Consider the following 24008-nt stretch of genomic DNA (forward strand, 5'->3'; position numbering starts at 1 on the left):
CATTGATACAGCGCAGCTAAGCGGGAAAATCGGATTTCGTTCATGCCGGTTCGGCGGGCATAAAAAATCTGGAAATAATCGCTATTTCCAGACCTTAGATATGAAGTGCTGGCCGGATAAGGACGCCTTAGCGTCGCTATCCGGCACACAAAGCAGATTATTGCTGTTGCTGTGAAGACTGAATCGCGGTCAGGGCGATGGTGTAGACGATATCATCTACCAGCGCGCCACGGGACAGGTCGTTCACCGGCTTGCGCATACCCTGTAGCATCGGCCCGATGGAGATCAGGTCGGCAGAACGCTGTACCGCTTTGTAGGTGGTGTTACCGGTGTTCAGATCCGGGAAGATGAACACGGTCGCGCGACCTGCAACCGGAGAGTTCGGCGCTTTGGATTTCGCAACATCAGCCATGACTGCGGCGTCGTATTGCAGCGGGCCGTCGATCATCAGGTCAGGACGTTTTTCCTGCGCCAGACGGGTCGCTTCACGCACTTTCTCTACGTCGCTGCCTGCGCCAGAGGTGCCGGTGGAGTAGGAGAGCATCGCAACGCGCGGTTCGATGCCGAAGGCAATTGCGGATTCCGCAGACTGGATGGCGATTTCAGCCAGCTGTTCTGCCGTCGGGTCCGGGTTGATCGCGCAGTCGCCGTAAACATAAACCTGTTCCGGCAGCAGCATGAAGAACACGGAAGAGACCAGAGAGCTGCCTGGCGCTGTTTTGATCAGCTGTAGCGGCGGACGAATGGTGTTTGCCGTGGTGTGAACCGCACCGGAAACCAGACCGTCAACTTCATCCTGTTCCAGCATCAGCGTACCGAGAACCACGTTGTCTTCCAGCTGTTCGCGGGCGACGGTTTCGGTCATGCCTTTGCTCTTACGCAGCTCAACCAGACGAGCGACATAGCTTTCGCGAACCACTTCCGGGTCGACGATTTCAATGCCTGCGCCCAGTTCTACGCCCTGAGAGGCGGCAACGCGGGTGATCTCTTCCGGGTTACCCAGCAGGACGCAAGTCGCGATGCCACGTTCAGCACAGATGGCTGCCGCTTTAACGGTACGCGGTTCGTCGCCTTCCGGCAGCACGACGCGTTTACCGGCTTTACGCGCCAGCTCGGTCAGCTGGTAGCGGAATGCAGGCGGAGACAGACGACGGCTGCGCTCAGAGGTCGCGGTCAGGGATTCAATCCAGTCAGCGTTGATGTAGTTAGCAACGTATTCCTGAACTTTTTCGATACGCTCATGGTCATCAACCGGAACTTCCAGGTTGAAGCTCTGTAGGCTCAGAGAGGTCTGCCAGGTGTTGGTGTTCACCATGAATACCGGCAGACCGGTTGCGAAAGCACGTTCGCACAGTTTAGAGATGCGCGCGTCCATTTCGTAGCCGCCGGTCAGCAGCAGAGCGCCGATTTCCACGCCGTTCATTGCCGCCAGGCAAGCCGCAACCAGTACGTCAGGACGGTCAGCAGAAGTCACCAGCAGAGAACCCGCCCGGAAGTGCTCCAGCATGTGCGGAATGCTGCGCGCGCAGAACGTGACAGACTTCACGCGACGGGTGTTGATATCGCCTTCGTTCACAACGGTAGCGTTCAGGTGACGCGCCATGTCGATTGCACGGGTTGCAATCAGATCGAAGCTCCACGGCACCGCGCCCAGAACCGGCAGCGGGCTGGATTCCTGGAGTTTAGCCGGATCGACTTTCACCACTTTCGCTTTGGAAGAGTCGTCGAAAATCTCAGACAGATCCGGGCGGGTACGGCCCTGCTCATCAACCGGTGCGTTCAGTTTGTTAACAATAACGCCGGTGATGTTGGTGTTTTTCGCGCCGCCGAAGCTGCTGCGAGTCAGTTCGATACGCTCATTCAGCTGTTCCGGGGTGTCGGTGCCCTGAGACATCACGAAGACGATTTCCGCATTCAGCGTTTTCGCGATTTCGTAGTTCAGAGACTGAGCGAACTGGTGTTTACGCGTCGGAACCAGGCCTTCAACCAGCACCACTTCCGCATCTTTGGTGTTCGCGTGATAGTTCGCGATGATCTCTTCCATCAGCACATCTTTCTGATTGCTGGACAGCAGAGATTCAACGTGGCTCATCTTCAGCGGTTCAGCCGCCGGGACAGACGAGTTTGCACGAACGATAGCGGTAGTCTGGTCTGGCGCATTGCCACCCGCGCGCGGTTGAGCGATTGGCTTAAAGACGCTCAGACGAACGCCTTTGCGTTCCATAGCACGGATGACGCCAAGGCTGACGCTGGTCAGGCCGACGCTGGTTCCGGTAGGGATCAGCATAATAATACGGGACACGGTTTATCCTCTTTCGTTACCGCCGGTTTCAGGCGGGTTACAAAACAGCACCGCCAGCTAGGCTGGCGGTGTAAAATCAGGCAGTCAGACGGCTCGCGTCTTGCGCGATAACCAGTTCTTCGTTGGTTGGGATAACCACCGCAGGACGGGTACCTTCTTTGTTGATGAAACCAGATTTGCCGAAACGGGCAGCCAGGTTACGTTCGTGATCGACTTCAAAGCCCAGCACGCCCAGTTTGCCCAGAGACAGCTCACGCACCATCGCCGCGTTTTCACCGATACCGCCAGTGAAGACCACTGCGTCCAGACGACCTTCCATCAGCGCGGTGTAAGAGCCGATGTATTTCGCCAGACGGTGGCAGTATACGTCCATCGCACGTTTCGCATCTTCTTTAGCGGTGTAGTTGTCTTCAACATAACGGCAGTCGCTGGTGACTTCGGTCAGACCCAACAGACCTGATTCTTTGGTCAGCATTTTGTTGATCTGATCGATGTTCATGCCCAGGTTGTCATGCAGGAAGAAGATGATTGCCGGGTCGATGTCACCGGTACGGGTGCCCATCACCAGACCTTCCAGCGGGGTCAGACCCATAGAGGTGTCAACGCACTGGCCGTTGCGGATTGCAGAAACGGAACCACCGTTGCCCAGATGGCAGGTGATGATGTTCAGTTCTTCAACCGGCTTGTTCAGCATTTTTGCGGCTTCCTGAGTCACATAGTAGTGGCTGGTGCCGTGGAAACCGTAACGACGTACGCCGTGTTCTTTGTACAGGCTGTACGGCAGGGCATACAGGTAAGACTCTTCCGGCATGGTCTGATGGAACGCGGTGTCGAACACGGCAACGTTCTTTTCTTTCAGTTCCGGGAAGGATTTCAGCGCTTCAGTAATCCCGATCAGGTGAGCCGGGTTGTGCAGCGGAGCGAACGGCGCAGCGTCTTTGATGCCCTGGATAACGGAGTCATCAATGACCACGGAGCTGGTATACTTCTCGCCGCCGTGTACGATACGGTGACCAATTGCGGTCAACTGCGCAGACAGTTCTGGTTTTTGTGCCAGAATAGTATTAACAATAAAGTTCAGCGCTTCACTGTGAGCGGCGCCTGCACCTAAAGCCGCTTCTTGTTTATTGCCGTCCATTTTCCATTTGATACGTGCTTCAGGAAGATGGAAACATTCGGCTAAACCAGAAAGGTATTCTTCACCGTTCGCTGCATCGATGATTGCAAATTTCAGTGAGGAGCTACCGCAGTTCAGAACCAGTACTAACTTACTCGACATGGAAGTACCTATTTATGATACGTGGCTAAAAAAACGTCAGTGAGCCATAGAGCGTAACGCATGATGACGCTGACGTTTATGATTAACATCATGCGCAATAATCTTTTTCGGCATGATGGAAGAAATACCTTTGAGTCTATGCCATTTTGCGTATTTTTCAGCCAATGGCATACTATATGTAAATTTGACGACTCAATGATTTTGGACTACTGGCCTTAGAGGCCGACACAGGATACCTGATAGTGGGTATCAATGACAAAATGTTTTGAACGATGTCCCTTGCAGTTGTTGTTTTGCACAAATTTTTGAATTTTTATATGTGAAGTTGAGGTAAAGCCATGTCGACACCGGATAATCGCTCCGTGAATTTTTTTAGTTTGTTTCGCCGGGGGCAGCACTACGCAAAGACGTGGCCGATGGAAAAGCGCCTTGCGCCGGTCTTTGTTGAGAACCGCGTGATTCGTATGACGCGTTACGCCATTCGCTTTATGCCGCCGATCGCGGTGTTTACGCTGTGCTGGCAAATCGCGCTGGGCGGTCAGTTAGGCCCGGCGGTTGCCACAGCCCTGTTTGCGCTCAGTTTACCGATGCAGGGCATGTGGTGGCTGGGAAAACGCTCCGTTACGCCACTCCCGCCTTCCATCCTGAACTGGTTCTATGAGGTTCGGGGAAAATTGCAGGAAGCCGGGCAGGCGTTGTCGCCAGTAGAAGGCAAGCCGGATTACCAGGCATTAGCTGACACGCTTAAGCGCGCCTTCAAACAACTGGATAAAACTTTCCTTGATGATTTGTAATTGACCCCTGATTACGCATATAAAAGAAGGCATACCAATGCCTTCTTTTTTTGACCGCAGTAGAGTGATACAGGAGTCCCAAAATGGAAATGACCAACGCTCAACGTCTGATTTTGTCTAACCAGTACAAAATGATGACCATGCTCGACCCGACCAATGCCGAGCGTTATCGCCGTCTGCAAACGATCATTGAACGCGGCTACGGCTTGCAGATGCGTGAGCTGGATCGTGAGTTTGGCGAACTGAAGGAAGAAACCTGCCGCACGATTATCGATATCATGGAGATGTATCACGCCTTACATGTGTCCTGGACTAACCTGAAAGACGCGCAGACCATTGACGAGCGTCGCGTGACGTTCCTCGGGTTTGATGCCGCAACCGAAGCGCGTTATCTGGGCTACGTTCGCTTTATGGTGAACGTGGAAGGGCGCTATACCCACTTTGATGCCGGTACGCATGGCTTTAATGCCCAGACGCCGATGTGGGAAAAATACCAGCGTATGCTGAATGTCTGGCACTCCTGCCCGCGCCAGTATCACCTGAGCTCGAACGAAATTAATCAGATTATCAATGCCTGAGGGGGTGAGCGTGCAGTGCAAAGGCTTTCTGTTTGATCTGGATGGAACGTTGGTTGACTCCTTACCCGTTGTAGAGCGGACATGGTGCAACTGGGCCGATCGTTTTGGCCTCACGCATGATGAAGTGCTGAGCTTTATTCATGGCAAGCAGGCTATCACCTCTCTGCGACACTTCATGGCGGGAAAGCCGGAGGAGGAGATCGCCGCAGAGTTTACCCGTCTGGAACAGATAGAAGCGACGGATACGGCAGGGATTGTGGCGTTGCCGGGCGCGGTCGAATTGCTGAACCATCTCAATAAAGCCGGTATCCCCTGGGCTATCGTTACTTCAGGCTCAATGCCGGTTGCGCGGGCGCGCCATCAGGCGGCCGGCCTTCCTGCGCCAGAGGTGTTTGTTACCGCTGAGCGCGTGAAGCGCGGTAAACCGGAACCGGATGCCTATCTGCTGGGCGCCCAACTGCTTGGCCTCTCGCCGCAGGAATGCGCGGTGGTGGAAGACGCGCCTGCCGGGATTCTCTCCGGGCTGGCCGCCGGGTGTCATGTCATTGCGGTCAATGCGCCTGAGGACACGCCCCGCATTGCGGACGTCGATTTTGCCCTGAGCAGCCTTGAGCACATTTCCGTGACCAAACAGCCCAACGGAAACGTGGTCGTTCTTAGAAATACCTGAACATGATTTAGCCCCGCATTGTTGGGGCTTTTTTATGGCAGAATCAGTCCATCCCTCTCATTTAACAAGGATATGTTGTGAACGGTGAATTGATATGGGTTCTCTCCTTACTGGCGATTGCCGTTATCTTGTTTGCGACGGGCAAAGTGCGCATGGACGCGATTGCTTTGCTGGTCATTGTCGCCTTTGTTCTGAGTGGAACATTGAGCATCTCAGAGGCCTTTTCCGGCTTCAGCGATCCTAACGTTGTTCTAATTGCCGCCTTGTTCATTATCGGCGACGGTCTGGTGCGTACCGGCGTCGCGACGGTCATGGGCGCCTGGCTGGTGAAAATGGCCGGTAGCAGCGAAGTCAAAATGCTGGTGCTGCTGATGATCACCGTTGCCGGGCTTGGCGCGTTTATGAGTTCAACCGGCGTGGTCGCGATTTTCATCCCGGTGGTGTTAAGCGTTTCTATGCGTATGCAGACCTCGCCTTCACGCCTGATGATGCCGCTCAGTTTTGCCGGTCTTATCAGCGGCATGATGACGCTGGTGGCGACGCCGCCCAACCTGGTGGTGAACAGTGAACTGCTGCGTGAAGGGCTGCACGGTTTTAGCTTCTTTAGCGTCACGCCGATTGGGCTGGTGGTGCTGTTCCTCGGTATTATCTACATGCTGGTGATGCGCTTTATGTTGAAAGGGGATGATGCGTCGCAGCAGCGTGATGGCTGGAAGCGTCGCGCCTTTCGCGATTTAATCAAAGAGTACCGTCTGACCGGTCGCGCTCGTCGGCTTGCCATTCGCCCGGGTTCGCCGATGGTCGGCCAGCGTCTGGATGACCTTAAGCTGCGTGAGCGCTATGGCGCGAACGTGATCGGCGTTGAACGCTGGCGGCGCTTTCGGCGCGTTATTGTTAACGTCAATGGGGTGTCGGAATTTCGCGCCCGCGATGTGTTACTGATCGATATGTCTGCCGCCGAGGTGGATCTCCGGGAATTTTGCAGCGAGCAACTGCTGGAGCCGATGGTTTTACGCGGCGAGTATTTTTCCGATCAGGCGCTGGACGTGGGGATGGCGGAAATCTCCCTGATTCCCGAATCGGAACTGATTGGCAAATCGGTGCGCGAGATCGGTTTTCGTACGCGCTATGGCCTGAATGTCGTCGGTCTGAAGCGTGACGGTGTGGCAATCGAAGGGTCGCTTGCTGATGAAGCGCTGTTAATGGGCGACATTATTCTGGTAGTAGGAAACTGGAAGCTGATTGGTCAACTGGCGAAGCAGGGCCGTGACTTCGTGGTGCTGAATATGCCTGTGGAAGTGAGCGACGCCTCCCCGGCGCACAGCCAGGCGCCGCATGCGATCTTCTGTCTGGTGCTGATGGTTGCGCTGATGTTGACCGATGAGATCCCTAACCCGATCGCAGCAATCATTGCTTGCCTGCTGATGGGGAAATTCCGCTGTATTGATGCAGAAAGCTCCTACAAAGCGATTCACTGGCCGAGCATTATCCTGATTGTCGGGATGATGCCTTTTGCGCTGGCGTTGCAAAAGACCGGCGGCGTTGATCTGGTCGTTAAAGGATTGATGGATGTCGGCGGCGGTTATGGCCCCTATATGATGCTGGCATGTCTGTTTGTGCTGTGCGCCACCATCGGGCTGTTTATTTCCAATACCGCGACCGCCGTGCTGATGGCGCCGATAGCCCTTGCGGCAGCGAAGTCGATGGGGGTGTCACCGTATCCTTTCGCAATGGTGGTGGCAATGGCGGCGTCGGCGGCGTTCATGACGCCGGTCTCCTCGCCGGTAAACACGCTGGTTCTGGGGCCGGGGAACTACAGTTTTAGCGACTTTGTTAAGATCGGGGTGCCGTTTACGATAATCGTTATGGCGGTATGCGTGGTGATGATCCCGGTGCTGTTTCCGTTTTGATTTTTTGCCGGATGGCGCTATTCGCTTATCCGGCCTACAAATGTAGCAGTAGGTCGGATAAGACGTTTACGTCGCCATCCGGCAAAACGATTTATAGCGGCGAATCCTGGCTGATTTCATCCAGCGAGAGGTGAAAACTGGGCACAAACACCGCCATAAAATAGTCCATCTCTTCGCTGCGGCGCGACGCCAGGGTTTTTTCCAGTCGCGTTTTTGCCAGCAGGAATTCATTATTGCCCGCCGATAACTCTTCCAGACACTTCAGATAGGCGCAAAGCGCGTCGGCTTGCTTCACAACCGATTTCTCTTCTTCGCTGTAAGCATGTTCGTCGATCAGCGGTGCAAAAATATCGCGCAGTTCGTCAGGAACCATATCCACCAGTTTTTGCTGAGCAATTTTCTCAATCGCTTTGTATTCCTGCGCGATTTGCGAATTGAAGTATTTCACCGGGGTCGGGAGATCGCCGGTCAACACTTCAGAGGCATCGTGGTACATCGCCAGTAGCGCAATACGTTCGGCATTGACCTGGCCGCCGAATTTGCGATTTTTGATAGCGGCAAGCGCGTGGGCGACCATCGCCACCTGCAAACTGTGTTCGGAGACGTTTTCGGTGCGCACGTTGCGCATCAATGGCCAGCGGTTAATCAGTTTCAGGCGGGAGAGGTGGGCAAAAAAATGGCTCTGCTTCATAGTGACCTTTTCATGATGACAACCTGAGGGTCATTGTGCGCAGAGAAGGCCATCGGATGCAAATACTCGTCTTGCTCACGTTGCATCCGACGGCCAGTTTACGGTTACAGCTGATGATACCCTGACAGGAAGCGCCCGAATTTACTCAGCGACATTTCAATGTCGTCAATACGAGGCAGCGTTACAATGCGGAAGTGATCTGGCCAGGGCCAGTTGAACGCGGTTCCCTGCACCAGCAGCACTTTTTCCTGCAACAGGAAGTCGAGCACCATCTTCTGGTCATCGTGGATGTTAAAGCGCTTCGCATCTATTTTCGGGAACATATACAGTGCGCCGCGCGGTTTCACGCAGGAAACGCCCGGAATATCGTTAATCAGCTCCCACGCACGGTTACGTTGTTCATACAAACGCCCGCCCGGCATGATGAATTCGCTAATACTCTGGTAGCCGCCCAGCGCCGTCTGGATCGCGTGCTGCGCCGGAACGTTGGCGCACAGACGCATTGACGCCAGCATCTCCAGCCCTTCAATGTAGCCTTTGGCGTGTTTTTTCGGCCCATTCAGCACCATCCAGCCCTGGCGGAATCCGGCGACGCGATAGGTTTTGGACAGCCCGTTGAACGTAATGGTCAGCAAATCCGGCGCCAGTGCGGCGATAGAATGATGCTCAGCGTCGTCGTAGAGGATCTTGTCGTAAATCTCATCGGCGAAAATGATCAGATTATGTTGACGGGCAATCTCAACGATCTCCATCAGCAGCTCTTTGGAGTAAACCGCACCGGTTGGGTTATTCGGGTTGATTATCACAATGCCACGGGTACGCGGCGTGATTTTGGCGCGGATGTCGTCGAGATCCGGGAACCAGTCAGAAGATTCATCGCAAAGATAGTGTACCGCTTTGCCGCTGGAGAGCGAGACTGCCGCTGTCCACAGCGGGTAATCCGGCGCGGGAACCAGCATTTCGTCCCCGCTGTTCAGCAACGCCTGCATTGCCTGCACGATCAATTCGGATACGCCGTTACCAATATAGATATCTTCTACGGTGACGTCGCGCATGCCGCGCGCCTGGTAATGCTGCATGATCGCTTTGCGTGCGGAATACAGACCCTTTGAATCGCAATACCCCTGCGCCGTTGGTAAATTGCGGATGACATCGACCAGGATCTCATCAGGCGCTTCAAAACCAAAAGGGGCGGGGTTGCCGATGTTCAGTTTCAGAACTTTATTGCCTTCTTCTTCCAGGCGTTTCGCTTCTTTCAGAACAGGGCCGCGGATGTCATAACAGACATTTTCTAGTTTGCTGGATTTTTCAATGGGGGACATGAATCTTGACCTTTTTAGCTGTTATCGCCACTCCCTGCCGTGGAAGTCAGCACGGAACAATGTACTCCCACAGCGGTGAGTTTTGAAGGGTCAGCAGTAGAAGATTTTGCTCAGGCTTAGTGTGGGATTGTGCTGTTAAGTCCTGCTTTAATGCCATTCTTGCAGTTTTTATTACTGCTTTTATTTATTTTATTGGTTTTTTGTTTTTGGTATCAGGCTTTTGTGTGGTTGTATGTTTTGTTAAAAAATAGTCTAAACTCAGGGAGGAAAGTGTTAGCGGCGTCAGCATAACTCAATTATCAGGAAAATACTGAATGCTTTTACGAAACTACTGTTATCGCCATGATCTGTAAACGTTAGGGTGTAAATCTATTGTTAAGTAGAATTAATGAGTAGTGGCGATCTTAATTAATTATTATTTAATATTTAAAAAGCACTTGCTGGTGAGATTAATAATACATAATTTTCTTAGTTAAGATAACATAATCACGCTTCAGATTATTCGTATTAAGGCTTATAAATATAGTGGTTTTGGGTTAAGATAAGCCCCAGGAAATGGTGCGCAGTCTGCGTTGTCTGCTAATTTTTATGACGAGCATCTATAACTAACTTGTTGCTCAGTAGGCTTTTTTTGTGTCGGTAAATGTCCGTTAACTTCTTTTACATTTACAAAATTACACGTTTATCCTTAGCAGAATTCCGTTGTTACCTAAAAAGGTATGCGTCTTCTCCTCGATATATCCCTGGTAATGACCTCTGGGATTATTCGAAAAGAAAGGAGAAGAGGTTGTTAGCAGCACCAAATACATTTTTACTTTCACTTGGTTACGCAAGTGAAACGGCGAGGGAAGCACATTACAAATGGAATTGTTTGTTTATGAACACACAGCATTAACCAGGTCAGCATGGTATGACCCGCCAGTAAGTGAAAAATTATGATAAATGCAAATCGTCCGATAATTAACCTCGACCTCGATCTGCTGAGAACGTTTGTTGCTGTTGCCGATCTGAACACGTTCGCCGCTGCGGCGGCGGCGGTGTGTCGTACTCAGTCTGCGGTGAGTCAGCAAATGCAGCGTCTTGAGCAGCTTGTGGGCAAGGAGTTGTTCGCCCGTCATGGTCGTAACAAGCTGTTGACTGAACACGGTATTCAGCTTCTGGGTTACGCCAGAAAAATCCTGCGCTTTAATGATGAGGCGTGCTCATCATTGATGTTTAGCAATCTTCAGGGCGTATTAACAATTGGCGCTTCTGATGAATCCGCCGATACGATATTGCCTTTCCTGCTCAATCGGATCAGTTCGGTTTACCCGAAGCTTGCTCTGGATGTGAGGGTGAAACGTAACGCCTTTATGGTGGATATGCTGAAATCGCAGGAAGTGGATTTGATTGTCACTACGCACCGTCCGGGATCTTTCGAGTTCCTGAACCTGCGCACATCGCCGACACACTGGTACTGCGCGGCGGAATATGTGCTACAGAAGGGGGAACCGATCCCGCTGGTGTTGTTAGACGATCCCAGCCCGTTCCGCGATATCGTATTAGCGACGTTGAATGCGGCGAATATTCCCTGGCGCCTTGCCTATGTGGCCTCAACGTTAGCGGCGGTACGTGCGGCCGTAAAAGCCGGACTGGGGATCACCGCGCGACCGGTCGAGATGATGAGCCCGGATTTACGCGTGCTCGGCGCTGCGGATGGATTACCGCCGTTGCCAGACACGGAATACTTACTGTGTCGCGATCCATCAGGCCAGAACGAACTGGCGCAGGTTATCTATCAGGCGATGGACAGTTACCAAAACCCCTGGCAATACAGTCAGTTTACTCCCGAAGGAGGAGACGATTCGCTGATGGTTGAAGGTGACTTTGAGTAGTCAGTCACAAAAAAAACGTTATAAAATGTAAGTGTAAAAAAGGGCCGCTGATGCTGAAAAAACATCCAGCGGTTCTTTTTTTATACAATTTACCGGCGTTTCGAACGTAAATGCGGGAAAAAGCCTAAAAAATCAGTAAGTAGTCATTAACCTGTTAATTTGGATGAAAAATAGGCACTGACGGTCTGGTTTTGTTTCCATGTTAAAAAACTAGAGAAATTGTTGCTGTTTTTTATGGCGGATTAACAAAAGCGTGTCACAGATCAAGAAAATACTCCCATTTAGGGGGAGGCATCTGCGTAAAATCCTGTCAAAATAGGAGTGTATTATCTCATTTACTTCACAACGGACACGATTCAACAACATTAAATTCGGGCTGGTGATGCGATCGAAATCAGTCAAAATGGCATTAAATGTTAATGGTGTTGGGTCGATGTAAATTAATGTGAGGGAACTTTTGTTAAAGTTGACAAAAGGTTATAGAAAGGAGTAAAAAACCACATCAATTAGCTGTTTAATCATTTTCTACAGTGATTGTAAGGTTTTTTTTATTCCTCCCCATGAATCGATGTGGCGTTCATCTGCCGAAAAGAGCAGAGAATTTGGCGCTACTTTTGATGAGTAAGCAATGAGTATGTCAACATCCACTGAAATCATCGCTCATCACTGGGCATTCGCTATCTTTCTTATTATTGCCATTGGCCTGTGCTGCCTGATGCTCGTCGGCGGTTGGTTTTTAGGCGGTCGCGCACGCGCGAGGTCGAAAAACACCCCGTTTGAATCAGGTATCGACTCGGTCGGCTCCGCCCGCTTACGCCTGTCTGCCAAGTTTTACCTGGTAGCCATGTTCTTCGTTATCTTCGACGTTGAAGCGCTGTATCTGTTCGCATGGTCGACCTCTATCCGTGAAAGCGGTTGGGTAGGCTTTGTGGAAGCTGCAATTTTTATTTTTGTGTTACTGGCTGGTCTGGTTTATCTGGTGCGTATTGGCGCGCTGGACTGGACGCCCGCGCGTTCACGCCGCGAGCGTATGAACCCGGAAACGAACAGTATCGCTAATCGTCAACGCTAACCGCGAGGCATTAAGATGGATTATACGCTCACCCGCATAGATCCCAACGGTGAGAATGACCGTTACCCCCTGCAAAAACAGGAGATCGTAACCGACCCCCTGGAGCAAGAAATCAACAAAAGCGTGTATATGGGCAAGCTCGAACACGCGCTGCATGACATGGTTAACTGGGGTCGTAAGAATTCAATTTGGCCGTATAACTTCGGCCTTTCCTGCTGCTATGTCGAGATGGTGACCTCTTTTACCGCCGTGCATGACGTGGCGCGCTTCGGCGCGGAAGTACTGCGTGCTTCGCCGCGTCAGGCCGACCTGATGGTGGTAGCGGGAACATGCTTTACCAAGATGGCGCCTGTTATTCAGCGTTTGTATGACCAGATGCTGGAGCCGAAGTGGGTGATTTCCATGGGGGCATGCGCTAACTCTGGCGGTATGTACGATATTTATTCGGTTGTGCAGGGCGTTGATAAATTTATCCCGGTAGATGTGTATATCCCGGGCTGCCCGCCGCGCCCCGAAGCGTACATGCAGGCGCTGATGTTGTTGCAGGAATCAATTGGCAAAGAACGTCGTCCGCTCTCCTGGGTGGTTGGCGATCAGGGCGTTTATCGCGCCAATATGCAGTCAGAGCGCGAACGTAAACGCGGCGAACGCATTGCAGTAACGAATCTACGTACACCAGACGAGATTTAATTTGCGCCTGTCGGCAGCAGACTTCACTTCGCTTATCACTACATAAATAACGCGAAGCACTGCCGACTACCACGGACCATTTGCAATGGTGAACAATATGACCGACTTAACCGCGCAAGACGCTGTATGGCAAACCCGGGATCATCTGGATGACCCGGTCATTGGCGAACTGCGCAACCGTTTTGGGCCGGATGCCTTTACCGTTCAGGCGACCCGCACCGGGGTACCCGTTGTTTGGGTCAAGCGTGAACAATTACTGGAAGTTGGCGATTTCTTAAAGAAACTGCCGAAACCTTACGTCATGCTGTTTGACTTACACGGCATGGACGAGCGTCTGCGCACGCACCGCGACGGGTTACCCGCTGCGGATTTTTCCGTTTTCTACCACCTGATCTCAATAGACCGCAATCGCGACATCATGCTCAAGGTGGCATTGTCTGAAAACGACCTGCATGTGCCGACGTTTACCAAACTCTTCCCGAACGCCAACTGGTACGAGCGTGAAACCTGGGAGATGTTTGGCATCACGTTCGACGGCCACCCGCACCTGACGCGTCTGCTGATGCCGCCGACCTGGGAAGGGCATCCGCTGCGTAAAGACTACCCGGCGCGCGCTACCGAATTCGATCCGTTTGAGCTGACCAAAGCCAAGCAGGATCTGGAGATGGAAGCGCTGACCTTCAAACCGGAAGACTGGGGGATGCAACGCGGCACCGAAAACGAGGACTTTATGTTCCTCAACCTCGGTCCGAACCACCCGTCCTCACACGGCGCATTCCGTATCGTACTTCAGCTTGACGGCGAAGAAATTGTCGACTGCGTGCCTGACATCGGCTACCACCACCGTGGCGCTGAGAAAATGGGCGAACGCCAGTCCTGGCACAGCTACATTCCGTATACCGACCGTATCGAATACCTCGGCGGCTGCGTCAACGAAATGCCGTACGTACTGGCGGTAGAAAAACTGGCGGGTATTACCGTACCGGATCGCGTAAACGTGATTCGCGTTATGCTCTCCGAACTGTTTCGCATTAACAGCCACCTGCTGTACATCTCGACGTTTATTCAGGACGTCGGCGCGATGACCCCGGTCTTCTTCGCCTTTACCGACCGTCAGAAAATTTACGATGTGGTGGAAGCGATCACCGGTTTCCGTATGCACCCGGCCTGGTTCCGTATCGGCGGCGTCGCGCACGACCTGCCGCGCGGCTGGGATCGCCTGCTGCGCGATTTCCTGGACTGGATGCCGAAGCGTCTGGACTCCTACGAGAAAGCGGCGCTGCGCAACACCATCCTGAAAGGGCGTTCCCAGGGCGTTGCCGCTTACGGCAAGAAAGAAGCGCTGGACTGGGGCTGTACAGGCGCCGCGCTGCGTGCGACCGGTATTGATTTCGACGTGCGTAAATCACGTCCGTACTCTGGCTACGAGAACTTTGACTTTGAAATCCCGGTTGGCGGCGGCGTGTCCGACTGCTATACCCGCGTGATGCTGAAAGTCGAAGAGCTGCGTCAGAGTTTGCGCATCCTTGAGCAGTGCCTCAATAACATGCCGGAAGGCCCGTTCAAAGCGGATCACCCGCTGACGACGCCGCCGCCGAAAGAGCGCACGCTGCAACATATCGAAACCCTGATCACCCACTTCCTGCAAGTGTCGTGGGGCCCGGTCATGCCTGCGAATGAATCCTTCCAGATGGTAGAGGCGACCAAGGGTATTAACAGTTACTACCTGACCAGCGATGGCAGCACCATGAGTTACCGTACTCGTATCCGTACCCCGAGCTATGCGCATTTGCAGCAGATTCCGGTGGCGGTGCGCGGCAGCCTGGTGTCTGACCTGATCGTTCATTTAGGTAGTATCGATTTTGTTATGTCAGATGTGGACCGCTAATTATGCACGAGAATCAACAACCACAAACCGAGGCTTTTGAGCTGAGTGCGGCAGAGCGTGAAGCCATTGAGCACGAGAAGCACCACTACGAAGACCCGCGTGCGGCGTCCATTGAAGCGCTGAAAATCGTACAGAAGCAGCGTGGCTGGGTGCCGGATGGCGCGATCTACGCGATCGCCGACGTGCTGGGTATTCCGGCGAGCGATGTCGAAGGCGTCGCTACATTCTACAGCCAGATCTTCCGCCAGCCGGTCGGTCGCCATGTGATCCGCTACTGTGACAGCGTGGTGTGCCATATCACCGGTTATCAGGGGATCCAGGCCGCGCTGGAGAAAAAACTCAATATCAAGCCGGGGCAGACGACCTTTGACGGTCGCTTTACGCTGCTGCCGACCTGTTGCCTGGGGAACTGCGACAAAGGGCCGAACATGATGATTGATGAGGATACTCACAGCCATCTGACCCCGGAAGCCATTCCCGAACTACTGGAGCGGTATAAATGAAAAACGTTATCCGTACTCCCGAAACGCATCCGCTGACCTGGCGTCTGCGCGATGACAAGCAGCCGGTATGGCTGGACGAATACCGTAGTAAAAACGGCTACGAAGGCGCGCGTAAAGCGCTGACCGGGCTGTCTCCTGACGAGATCGTCAATCAGGTGAAAGACGCTGGCCTGAAAGGGCGCGGCGGCGCGGGCTTCTCCACCGGTCTGAAGTGGAGCCTGATGCCGAAAGATGAATCCATGAACATCCGTTACCTGCTGTGTAACGCCGATGAAATGGAGCCGGGCACCTATAAAGACCGTCTGCTGATGGAGCAACTGCCGCACCTGCTGGTGGAAGGTATGTTGATCTCCGCCTTTGCCCTGAAAGCGTACCGTGGCTACATCTTCCTGCGTGGCGAATACATCGAAGCGGCTGTGCATCTGCGCCGCGCAATCGCGGAAGCGACCGAAGCCGGTCTGCTCGGCAAAAACATCATGGGCACCGGTTTCGACTTCGAACTGTTTGTCCACACCGGGGCAGGGCGTTACATCTGCGGTGAAGAAACCGCGCTGATTAACTCCCTCGAAGGTCGTCGCGCCAACCCGCGCTCTAAGCCGCCGTTCCCGGCAAGCTCCGGCGTATGGGGCAAGCCGACCTGCGTCAACAACGTGGAAACGCTGTGTAACGTCCCGGCGATCCTCGCGAACGGCGTGGGGTGGTATCAGAACATTTCGAAGAGCAAAGATGCGGGCACCAAGCTGATGGGCTTCTCCGGTCGCGTGAAAAATCCGGGACTGTGGGAACTGCCGTTCGGCACTACCGCGCGTGAGATCCTCGAAGATTACGCCGGTGGCATGCGCGATGGCCTGAAATTCAAAGCCTGGCAGCCAGGCGGCGCGGGAACTGACTTCCTGACCGAAGCGCACCTCGACCTGCCGATGGAATTTGAAAGCATCGGTAAAGCGGGCAGCCGTCTGGGTACGGCGCTGGCGATGGCCGTTGACCACGAAATTGGCATGGTGTCGCTGGTGCGTAACCTGGAAGAGTTTTTTGCGCGTGAATCGTGCGGCTGGTGTACGCCGTGCCGCGACGGTCTGCCGTGGAGTGTAAAAATTCTGCGTGCGCTGGAACGCGGCGAAGGCCAGCCTGGGGATATCGAGACACTTGAGCAACTGTGTCGTTTCCTCGGGCCGGGTAAAACCTTCTGTGCGCATGCGCCAGGCGCGGTCGAACCGTTGCAGAGCGCCATTAAATATTTCCGCGAAGAATTCGAAGCTGGCATCAAGCAGCCGTTCAGCAATACCCATGTGATTGGTGGTATACAGCCGAACCTGCTGAAAGAGCGCTGGTAATTGCGGGCTTACCCCTGCATCGCGATAAGTCATTCGATTAACGCTTAGTCCCTGACTAAGCCAACTGGAAGCATGCTGACTATGGCTACGATTCATGTAGACGGCAAAGAATATGAGGTCAACGGCGCAGACAACCTGCTACAGGCATGTCTGTCCCTCGGCCTTGATATTCCGTACTTTTGCTGGCACCCGGCGCTGGGTAGCGTCGGTGCTTGCCGCCAGTGTGCGGTGAAGCAATATCAAAACGCGGAAGATACGCGTGGTCGCCTGGTGATGTCTTGTATGACGCCTGCCACCGACGGCACCTTTATTTCTATTGATGACGAAGAAGCGAAACAGTTCCGCGAAAGCGTGGTGGAATGGTTAATGACCAACCACCCACACGATTGTCCGGTCTGTGAAGAGGGCGGTAACTGCCACCTTCAGGATATGACCGTGATGACGGGCCACAACTTCCGTCGTTACCGTTTCACTAAGCGTACTCACCGCAACCAGGATTTGGGGCCGTTCATCTCTCACGAAATGAACCGCTGCATCGCCTGCTACCGCTGCGTGCGTTACTACAAAGACTACGCAGACGGCGCGGATCTGGGCGTATATGGCGCGCATGACAACGTCTACTTCGGTCGTCCTGAAGACGGTACGCTTGAAAGCGAATTCTCCGGCAACCTGGTGGAAATCTGCCCGACCGGCGTATTCACCGACAAAACGCACTCCGAGCGTTATAACCGTAAGTGGGACATGCAGTTTGCGCCAAGCATCTGCCAGCAGTGCTCCATCGGTTGTAACACCAGCCCGGGCGAGCGCTACGGCGAACTGCGTCGTATCGAGAACCGTTACAACGGGACCGTTAACCACTACTTCCTCTGCGACCGTGGTCGTTTCGGTTATGGTTATGTGAACCTGAAAGACAGGCCTCGTCAGCCGATTCAGCGTCGTGGCGATGACCTGATCACCCTCAACGCCGAACAGGCGATGCAGGGCGCGGCGGATATTCTGCGTCAGTCGAAGAAAGTGATCGGCATCGGTTCTCCGCGCGCCAGCGTTGAGAGTAACTTCGCGCTGCGTGAACTGGTGGGCGCGGATAACTTCTATACCGGTATCGCTCAGGGCGAGCAGGAACGTCTGCAACTGGCGCTGAAAGTGCTGCGCGAAGGCGGCATTCATACTCCGGCGCTGCGTGATATCGAATCTTACGATGCGGTACTGGTGCTGGGCGAAGATATTACCCAGACCGGCGCGCGCGTTGCGCTGGCGGTTCGCCAGGCGGTGAAAGGCAAAGCGCGTGAAATGGCGGCGGCCCAGAAAGTGGCCGACTGGCAGATTGCGGCCATCCTCAACATCGGCCAGCGCGCTAAGCATCCGCTGTTTGTGACCAACGTTGACAACACCCGTCTGGACGATATCGCGGCATGGACTTACCGTGCGCCGGTGGAAGATCAGGCGCGTTTAGGCTTTGCCATCGCTCATGCGCTGGACGACAGCGCACCGGCGGTCGACGGCATCAGCAGCGATTTGCAGAACAAAATCGACGTCATCGTTCAGGCGCTGGCAGGTGCGAAGAAACCACTGATTATCTCCGGCACCAACGCCGGTAGCGCGGAAGTGATTCAGGCGGCCGCTAACGTGGCGAAAGCGCTGAAAGGCCGTGGTTCGGATGTCGGCATCACCATGATTGCCCGCTCGGTCAACAGCATGGGGCTGGGCATGATGGGCGGCGGTTCGCTGGATGACGCGTTAACCGAACTGGAAACCGGTCGTGCCGACGCTGTCGTGGTGCTGGAAAACGATCTGCACCGTCATGCAAGCGCCGTTCGCGTAAATGCCGCGCTGGCAAAAGCGCCGCTGGTGATGGTGGTTGACCATCAGCGCACGGCGATTATGGAGAATGCGCATCTGGTGCTCTCCGCCGCAAGTTTTGCGGAAAGCGACGGTACGGTCATCAACAACGAAGGCCGCGCGCAGCGTTTCTTCCAGGTTTATGACCCGGCCTATTACGACAGCAACACCGTGATGCTGGAAAGCTGGCGCTGGCTGCACTCGCTGCACAGCACCGTGCAGAACCGCGAGGTGGACTGGACGCAACTGGACCACGTTATTGACGCCGCGATCGCCGCAATGCCGCAACTGGCGGGCATTAAAGATGCCGCGCCGGACGCGACCTTCCGCATTCGCGGGCAGAAACTGGCGCGTGAGCCGCACCGTTACAGCGGTCGTACCGCGATGCGCGCTAACATCAGCGTTCACGAGCCGCGTCAGCCGCAGGATAAAGACACCATGTTCGCCTTCTCAATGGAAGGGAACAACCAGCCGGGCGCGCCGCGTTCGCAGATTCCGTTTGCCTGGGCGCCAGGCTGGAACTCCCCACAGGCGTGGAACAAGTTCCAGGATGAAGTGGGCGGCAAACTGCGTCATGGCGATCCGGGCGTGCGTTTGATTGAAGCATCTGAAAACGGTCTTGATTACTTCACTACCGTTCCGGCCAGCTTCCAGGCGCAGGATGGTCAGTGGCGTATCGCGCCGTACTATCACCTGTTTGGCAGTGACGAAATGTCGCAGCGCTCTCCGGTCTTCCAGAGCCGTATGCCGCAACCGTACATCAAACTCAACCCGGCTGATGCCGCGAAGTTGGGCGTGAATGCGGGAACGCGCGTTTCCTTCAGCTACGACGGCAATACGGTAACGCTGCCGGTTGAAATTGCTGAAGGCTTAACGGCAGGGCAGGTCGGATTGCCGATGGGTATGCCTGGCATCGCGCCGGTTCTGGCGGGCGGTCGTCTTGAGAATCTGCAGGAGGCGCAACAATGAGTTGGATTACACCGGATCTGATCGAGATCCTGCTGAGCATTCTCAAAGCGGTGGTGATCCTGCTGGTGGTGGTCACCTGTGGGGCATTCATGAGCTTTGGCGAACGTCGTCTGCTGGGTCTGTTCCAGAACCGTTATGGGCCAAACCGCGTTGGCTGGGGCGGTTCGCTCCAGCTGGTCGCGGACATGATCAAAATGTTCTTTAAAGAGGACTGGATCCCGAAATTCTCGGATCGCGTCATCTTTACCCTGGCGCCGATGATCGCTTTTACCTCGCTGCTGCTGGCATTCGCTATCGTTCCGGTTAGCCCGACCTGGGTTGTCGCTGACCTGAACATCGGGATTTTGTTCTTCCTGATGATGGCGGGTCTGGCGGTGTATGCGGTGCTGTTCGCCGGTTGGTCGAGCAACAACAAATACTCGCTGCTGGGGGCGATGCGTGCATCAGCACAAACGCTCAGCTACGAAGTGTTCCTCGGGCTTTCCCTGATGGGCGTGGTGGCGCAGGCCGGTTCATTTAATATGACCGACATCGTCAACAACCAGGCTGATATCTGGAACGTTATTCCGCAGTTCTTTGGTTTTGTCACCTTTGCCATCGCGGGCGTGGCGGTGTGTCACCGTCATCCGTTTGACCAGCCGGAAGCCGAGCAGGAACTGGCCGATGGTTATCACATTGAATATTCCGGTATGAAATTCGGTCTGTTCTTCGTGGGGGAATACATCGGTATCGTTACTATCTCCGCGCTGATGGTGACGCTGTTCTTCGGTGGCTGGCATGGCCCGTTCTTACCGCCATTCATCTGGTTCGCGCTGAAAACCGCGTTCTTTATGATGATGTTCATTTTGATTCGTGCGTCGTTACCGCGTCCTCGTTATGACCAGGTAATGTCCTTCGGCTGGAAAGTCTGCCTGCCGTTGACGCTCATCAACTTGCTGGTAACGGCGGCTGTCATTCTCTGGCAGGCGCAATAAGGGGCACAAAGACCATGACCTTAAAAGAATTGTTCGTAGGCTTCGGCACCCAGGTACGCAGTATCTGGATGATCGGCCTGCATGCGTTCGCGAAACGCGAAACGCAGATGTACCCGGAAGAGCCGGTCTATCTACCGCCTCGTTACCGTGGCCGTATCGTGCTGACGCGCGACCCGGACGGCGAGGAGCGTTGCGTTGCCTGTAACCTGTGTGCGGTAGCCTGCCCGGTAGGCTGTATCTCGCTGCAAAAAGCAGAGATGAAAGATGGTCGCTGGTATCCTGAGTTTTTCCGTATCAACTTCTCACGCTGCATTTTCTGCGGCCTGTGCGAAGAAGCCTGTCCGACGACGGCCATTCAGCTCACCCCCGATTTTGAAATGGGTGAGTACAAGCGCCAGGACCTGGTTTATGAGAAAGAGGATCTGCTGATCTCCGGTCCGGGCAAATACCCGGAATATAACTTCTACCGGATGGCAGGTATGGCAATCGACGGCAAAGATAAGGGCGAAGCAGAGAACGAAGCCAAGCCTATCGACGTCAAGAGCCTGTTACCGTAAGGAGAAGGGCAATGGAGTTCGCTTTTTATATCTGTGGCCTGATCGCCATTCTCGCAACCTTGCGAGTCATCACCCATACCAATCCGGTACACGCGCTGCTGTATCTGATTATTTCGCTGTTGGCGATTTCCGGGGTGTTTTTCTCGCTGGGCGCTTACTTTGCCGGTGCGCTGGAAATTATCGTTTATGCGGGCGCCATCATGGTGCTGTTCGTGTTCGTGGTCATGATGCTCAACCTCGGCGGTTCGGAAATCGAACAGGAACGCCAGTGGCTGAAACCGCAGGTGTGGATTGGCCCGGCGATTTTGTCGGCCATCATGCTGGTGGTGATCGTGTACGCCATTCTGGGCGTCAACGACCAGGGTATCGACGGTACGCCAATTAGCGCCAAAGCGGTCGGTATCTCGCTGTTTGGGCCTTACGTTCTGGCGGTCGAACTGGCCTCTATGCTGCTGCTGGCCGGTCTGGTTGTCGCCTTCCACGTCGGTCGCGAAGAGCGTGTGGGCGAAGTGCTGAGCAACCGTCCTGGTGACAGCGCGAAAAGAAAAACGGAGGAGCACGCATGATCCCCTTACAACATGGACTGATCCTCGCGGCGATTTTATTCGTGCTGGGCTTAACCGGTCTGGTTATCCGCCGCAATCTGCTGTTTATGCTGATTGGGCTGGAAATCATGATTAACGCCTCTGCGCTGGCCTTCGTGGTCGCCGGAAGCTACTGGGGCCAGACGGATGGTCAGGTGATGTACATTCTCGCCATCAGCCTTGCGGCTGCGGAGGCGAGTATTGGCCTGGCGCTGTTACTGCAACTTCATCGCCGTCGCCAGAACCTGAACATCGATTCAGTAAGTGAGATGCGTGGATGAACATGCTTGCCTTAACCATTATTCTGCCATTGATTGGCTTTGTATTACTGGCGTTTTCTCGCGGTCGCTGGTCGGAAAACCTCTCCGCGACCGTGGGCGTCGGCTCCATTGGCCTGGCGGCGCTGGTGACGGCGTTTGTCGGCGTTGACTTCTTCGCTAACGGCAAGCAGGCGTTCAGCCAGCCGCTGTGGACGTGGATGTCGGTGGGTGATTTCAACATCGGTTTCAACCTGGTGCTGGACGGCCTGTCGCTGACTATGCTCTCGGTAGTGACCGGTGTGGGTTTCCTGATCCACATGTTCGCCTCCTGGTATATGCGCGGTGAAGAGGGATACTCCCGCTTCTTCGCCTACACCAACCTGTTTATCGCCAGCATGGTTATTCTGGTGCTGTCCGATAACCTGCTGTTGATGTACCTCGGCTGGGAAGGCGTGGGTCTGTGCTCCTATCTGCTGATCGGTTTCTACTACACCGATCCGAAGAATGGCGCTGCGGCAATGAAAGCGTTTGTTGTGACCCGTGTGGGCGACGTGTTCCTCGCGTTTGCGCTGTTCATTCTGTACAACGAACTGGGCACCCTGAACTTCCGCGAAATGGTGGAACTGGCGCCCGCGCACTTCGCCGACGGCAACAACATGCTGATGTGGGCGACGCTGATGCTGCTGGGCGGTGCGGTAGGTAAATCTGCGCAACTGCCGTTGCAGACCTGGCTTGCAGACGCGATGGCGGGCCCGACGCCTGTCTCCGCGCTGATCCACGCCGCGACGATGGTTACCGCCGGTGTTTACCTGATTGCCCGTACCCACGGCCTGTTCCTGATGACGCCGGAAGTGCTGCATCTGGTGGGGATCGTTGGGGCGATTACGCTGGTGCTGGCCGGTTTCGCCGCGCTGGTGCAGACCGACATCAAACGTGTTCTCGCTTACTCCACCATGAGCCAGATTGGCTACATGTTCCTGGCGCTGGGCGTCCAGGCGTGGGATGCGGCGATTTTCCACCTGATGACGCACGCCTTCTTTAAAGCGCTGCTGTTCCTGGCGTCCGGCTCGGTGATTCTGGCCTGCCACCACGAACAGAACATCTTCAAGATGGGCGGTCTGCGTAAATCCATTCCGCTGGTGTATCTCTGCTTCCTGGTGGGCGGCGCGGCGCTGTCGGCTCTGCCGCTGATTACCGCCGGCTTCTTCAGTAAGGATGAGATTCTGGCTGGCGCGATGGCGAATGGTCATATCAATCTGATGGTTGCAGGTCTGGTCGGTGCGTTCATGACCTCCTTGTACACCTTCCGTATGATTTTCATCGTGTTCCACGGTAAAGAACAAATTCACGCTCATGCAGGGAAGGGGATTACGCATCACCTGCCGCTGATTGTGCTGATGGTACTGTCCACCTTTGTTGGCGCGCTGATTGTGCCGCCGTTGCAGGGTGTGCTGCCGCAGACGACCGAGCTTGAGCATAGCCGCGTGATGACCCTGGAAATTGCCTCCGGCGTGGTTGCGATTGTCGGCATCCTGATGGCCGCATGGCTGTGGCTGGGTAAACGTACTCTGGTGACTTCTGTCGCCAACAGTGCGCCGGGCCGTCTGCTGGGCACCTGGTGGTATAACGCCTGGGGCTTCGACTGGCTGTACGACAAAGTGTTCGTGAAGCCGTTCCTCGGCGTCGCCTGGCTGCTGAAACGCGACCCGCTCAATGCACTGATGAACGTTCCGGCTATCCTTTCCCGCTTTGCAGGTAAAGGCCTGCTGCTCAGCGAGAACGGATATCTGCGCTGGTATGTGGCATCCATGAGCATCGGTGCGGTCGTTGTGCTGGCGCTGTTGATGGTACTGCGTTGAGTTTGAGGATTGTGGGGTTGATGTCGGATGGCGCTGGCGCTTATCCGACCTACGGGAAT

General features: G+C 54.5%; 20 protein-coding genes. 16 read left to right on the top strand and 4 right to left on the bottom strand.

Going from position 1 to position 24008, the window contains the following annotated elements:
• Positions 1-157: 157 nt before the first annotated feature.
• On the bottom strand, positions 158-2302 hold the full coding sequence (pta, locus tag OGX80_RS17560) for a phosphate acetyltransferase (protein WP_071260224.1): 2145 nt from the start codon (positions 2300-2302) through the stop codon (positions 158-160).
• Positions 2303-2378: 76 nt separating this feature from the next.
• Positions 2379-3581, bottom strand: coding sequence for an acetate kinase (gene ackA / locus OGX80_RS17565; RefSeq protein WP_012131481.1), 1203 nt, complete (start codon positions 3579-3581; stop codon positions 2379-2381).
• A gap of 338 nt (positions 3582-3919) precedes the next feature.
• On the opposite strand from ackA, the gene yfbV reads away from it, so the two are divergent.
• The 4 genes from yfbV to OGX80_RS17585 all read left to right on the top strand — a co-directional run bounded on the left by yfbV (position 3920) and on the right by OGX80_RS17585 (position 7533).
• Positions 3920-4375 (top strand): terminus macrodomain insulation protein YfbV, encoded by a 456-nt coding sequence (yfbV, locus tag OGX80_RS17570; protein WP_003028087.1) that lies wholly within the window; start codon positions 3920-3922, stop codon positions 4373-4375.
• A gap of 83 nt (positions 4376-4458) precedes the next feature.
• Positions 4459-4953, top strand: coding sequence for a YfbU family protein (locus tag OGX80_RS17575; protein ID WP_012131483.1), 495 nt, complete (start codon positions 4459-4461; stop codon positions 4951-4953).
• The gene (locus OGX80_RS17580; protein ID WP_012131484.1) at positions 4946-5623 is read left to right on the top strand and encodes a sugar phosphatase; all 678 of its coding nucleotides are present in this window, start codon (positions 4946-4948) and stop codon (positions 5621-5623) included. Before OGX80_RS17575 ends, OGX80_RS17580 begins: the two co-directional genes overlap by 8 nt.
• Positions 5624-5700: 77 nt before the next feature.
• Positions 5701-7533 carry an SLC13 family permease gene (locus OGX80_RS17585; RefSeq protein ID WP_012131485.1) on the top strand — a complete coding sequence of 611 codons (1833 nt, stop codon included), beginning with the start codon at positions 5701-5703 and terminating at the stop codon, positions 7531-7533.
• Positions 7534-7624: 91 nt separating this feature from the next.
• On the opposite strand, the gene yfbR is transcribed toward OGX80_RS17585, so the two are convergent.
• Together yfbR and alaA are read right to left on the bottom strand one after the other, a co-directional pair.
• Entirely contained in the window at positions 7625-8224 is a 600-nt protein-coding gene (gene yfbR / locus OGX80_RS17590) for a 5'-deoxynucleotidase (protein ID WP_012131486.1), read from the bottom strand.
• Positions 8225-8328: 104 nt separating this feature from the next.
• Positions 8329-9546, bottom strand: a complete 1218-nt coding sequence (alaA, locus tag OGX80_RS17595; RefSeq protein WP_012131487.1) for an alanine transaminase AlaA — start codon at positions 9544-9546, stop codon at positions 8329-8331.
• 935 nt (positions 9547-10481) lie between these two features.
• On the opposite strand from alaA, the gene lrhA reads away from it, so the two are divergent.
• From lrhA to nuoL, 12 genes are all read left to right on the top strand, one after another.
• Entirely contained in the window at positions 10482-11420 is a 939-nt protein-coding gene (gene lrhA, locus OGX80_RS17600; protein WP_012131489.1) for a transcriptional regulator LrhA, read from the top strand.
• A 628-nt stretch (positions 11421-12048) separates the two neighbouring features.
• A complete protein-coding gene (nuoA, locus tag OGX80_RS17605; protein ID WP_012131490.1) occupies positions 12049-12492 on the top strand; it encodes an NADH-quinone oxidoreductase subunit NuoA in 444 nt (147 codons plus the stop codon).
• A 15-nt stretch (positions 12493-12507) separates the two neighbouring features.
• Positions 12508-13182 (top strand): NADH-quinone oxidoreductase subunit NuoB, encoded by a 675-nt coding sequence (gene nuoB, locus OGX80_RS17610; RefSeq protein ID WP_012131491.1) that lies wholly within the window; start codon positions 12508-12510, stop codon positions 13180-13182.
• A gap of 85 nt (positions 13183-13267) precedes the next feature.
• Positions 13268-15070, top strand: coding sequence for an NADH-quinone oxidoreductase subunit C/D (gene nuoC / locus OGX80_RS17615; RefSeq protein WP_012131492.1), 1803 nt, complete (start codon positions 13268-13270; stop codon positions 15068-15070).
• Positions 15071-15072: 2 nt separating this feature from the next.
• Entirely contained in the window at positions 15073-15573 is a 501-nt protein-coding gene (nuoE, locus tag OGX80_RS17620; protein ID WP_012131493.1) for an NADH-quinone oxidoreductase subunit NuoE, read from the top strand.
• Positions 15570-16907: an NADH-quinone oxidoreductase subunit NuoF gene (gene nuoF, locus OGX80_RS17625; RefSeq protein ID WP_115181368.1), complete on the top strand. Its 1338-nt coding sequence runs from the start codon at positions 15570-15572 to the stop codon at positions 16905-16907. The genes nuoE and nuoF overlap by 4 nt, the downstream gene beginning before the upstream one ends.
• An 81-nt stretch (positions 16908-16988) precedes the next feature.
• Positions 16989-19715, top strand: a complete 2727-nt coding sequence (gene nuoG, locus OGX80_RS17630) for an NADH-quinone oxidoreductase subunit NuoG (RefSeq protein ID WP_115181369.1) — start codon at positions 16989-16991, stop codon at positions 19713-19715.
• A complete protein-coding gene (gene nuoH / locus OGX80_RS17635; RefSeq protein ID WP_012131496.1) occupies positions 19712-20689 on the top strand; it encodes an NADH-quinone oxidoreductase subunit NuoH in 978 nt (325 codons plus the stop codon). Before nuoG ends, nuoH begins: the two co-directional genes overlap by 4 nt.
• A 14-nt stretch (positions 20690-20703) precedes the next feature.
• Positions 20704-21246, top strand: coding sequence for an NADH-quinone oxidoreductase subunit NuoI (gene nuoI / locus OGX80_RS17640; RefSeq protein WP_115181370.1), 543 nt, complete (start codon positions 20704-20706; stop codon positions 21244-21246).
• Between the two features lie 11 nt (positions 21247-21257).
• Complete coding sequence (gene nuoJ / locus OGX80_RS17645; RefSeq protein WP_012131498.1) at positions 21258-21812, top strand: NADH-quinone oxidoreductase subunit J; 555 nt, start codon at positions 21258-21260, stop codon at positions 21810-21812.
• Positions 21809-22111: an NADH-quinone oxidoreductase subunit NuoK gene (gene nuoK, locus OGX80_RS17650; RefSeq protein WP_000612644.1), complete on the top strand. Its 303-nt coding sequence runs from the start codon at positions 21809-21811 to the stop codon at positions 22109-22111. Before nuoJ ends, nuoK begins: the two co-directional genes overlap by 4 nt.
• Positions 22108-23949, top strand: coding sequence for an NADH-quinone oxidoreductase subunit L (nuoL, locus tag OGX80_RS17655; RefSeq protein ID WP_115181371.1), 1842 nt, complete (start codon positions 22108-22110; stop codon positions 23947-23949). The genes nuoK and nuoL overlap by 4 nt, the downstream gene beginning before the upstream one ends.
• Positions 23950-24008 lie beyond the last annotated feature (59 nt).

Source organism: Citrobacter sp. CK194 (assembly GCF_030333395.1).
GTDB classification, from domain to species: domain Bacteria; phylum Pseudomonadota; class Gammaproteobacteria; order Enterobacterales; family Enterobacteriaceae; genus Citrobacter_B; species Citrobacter_B koseri.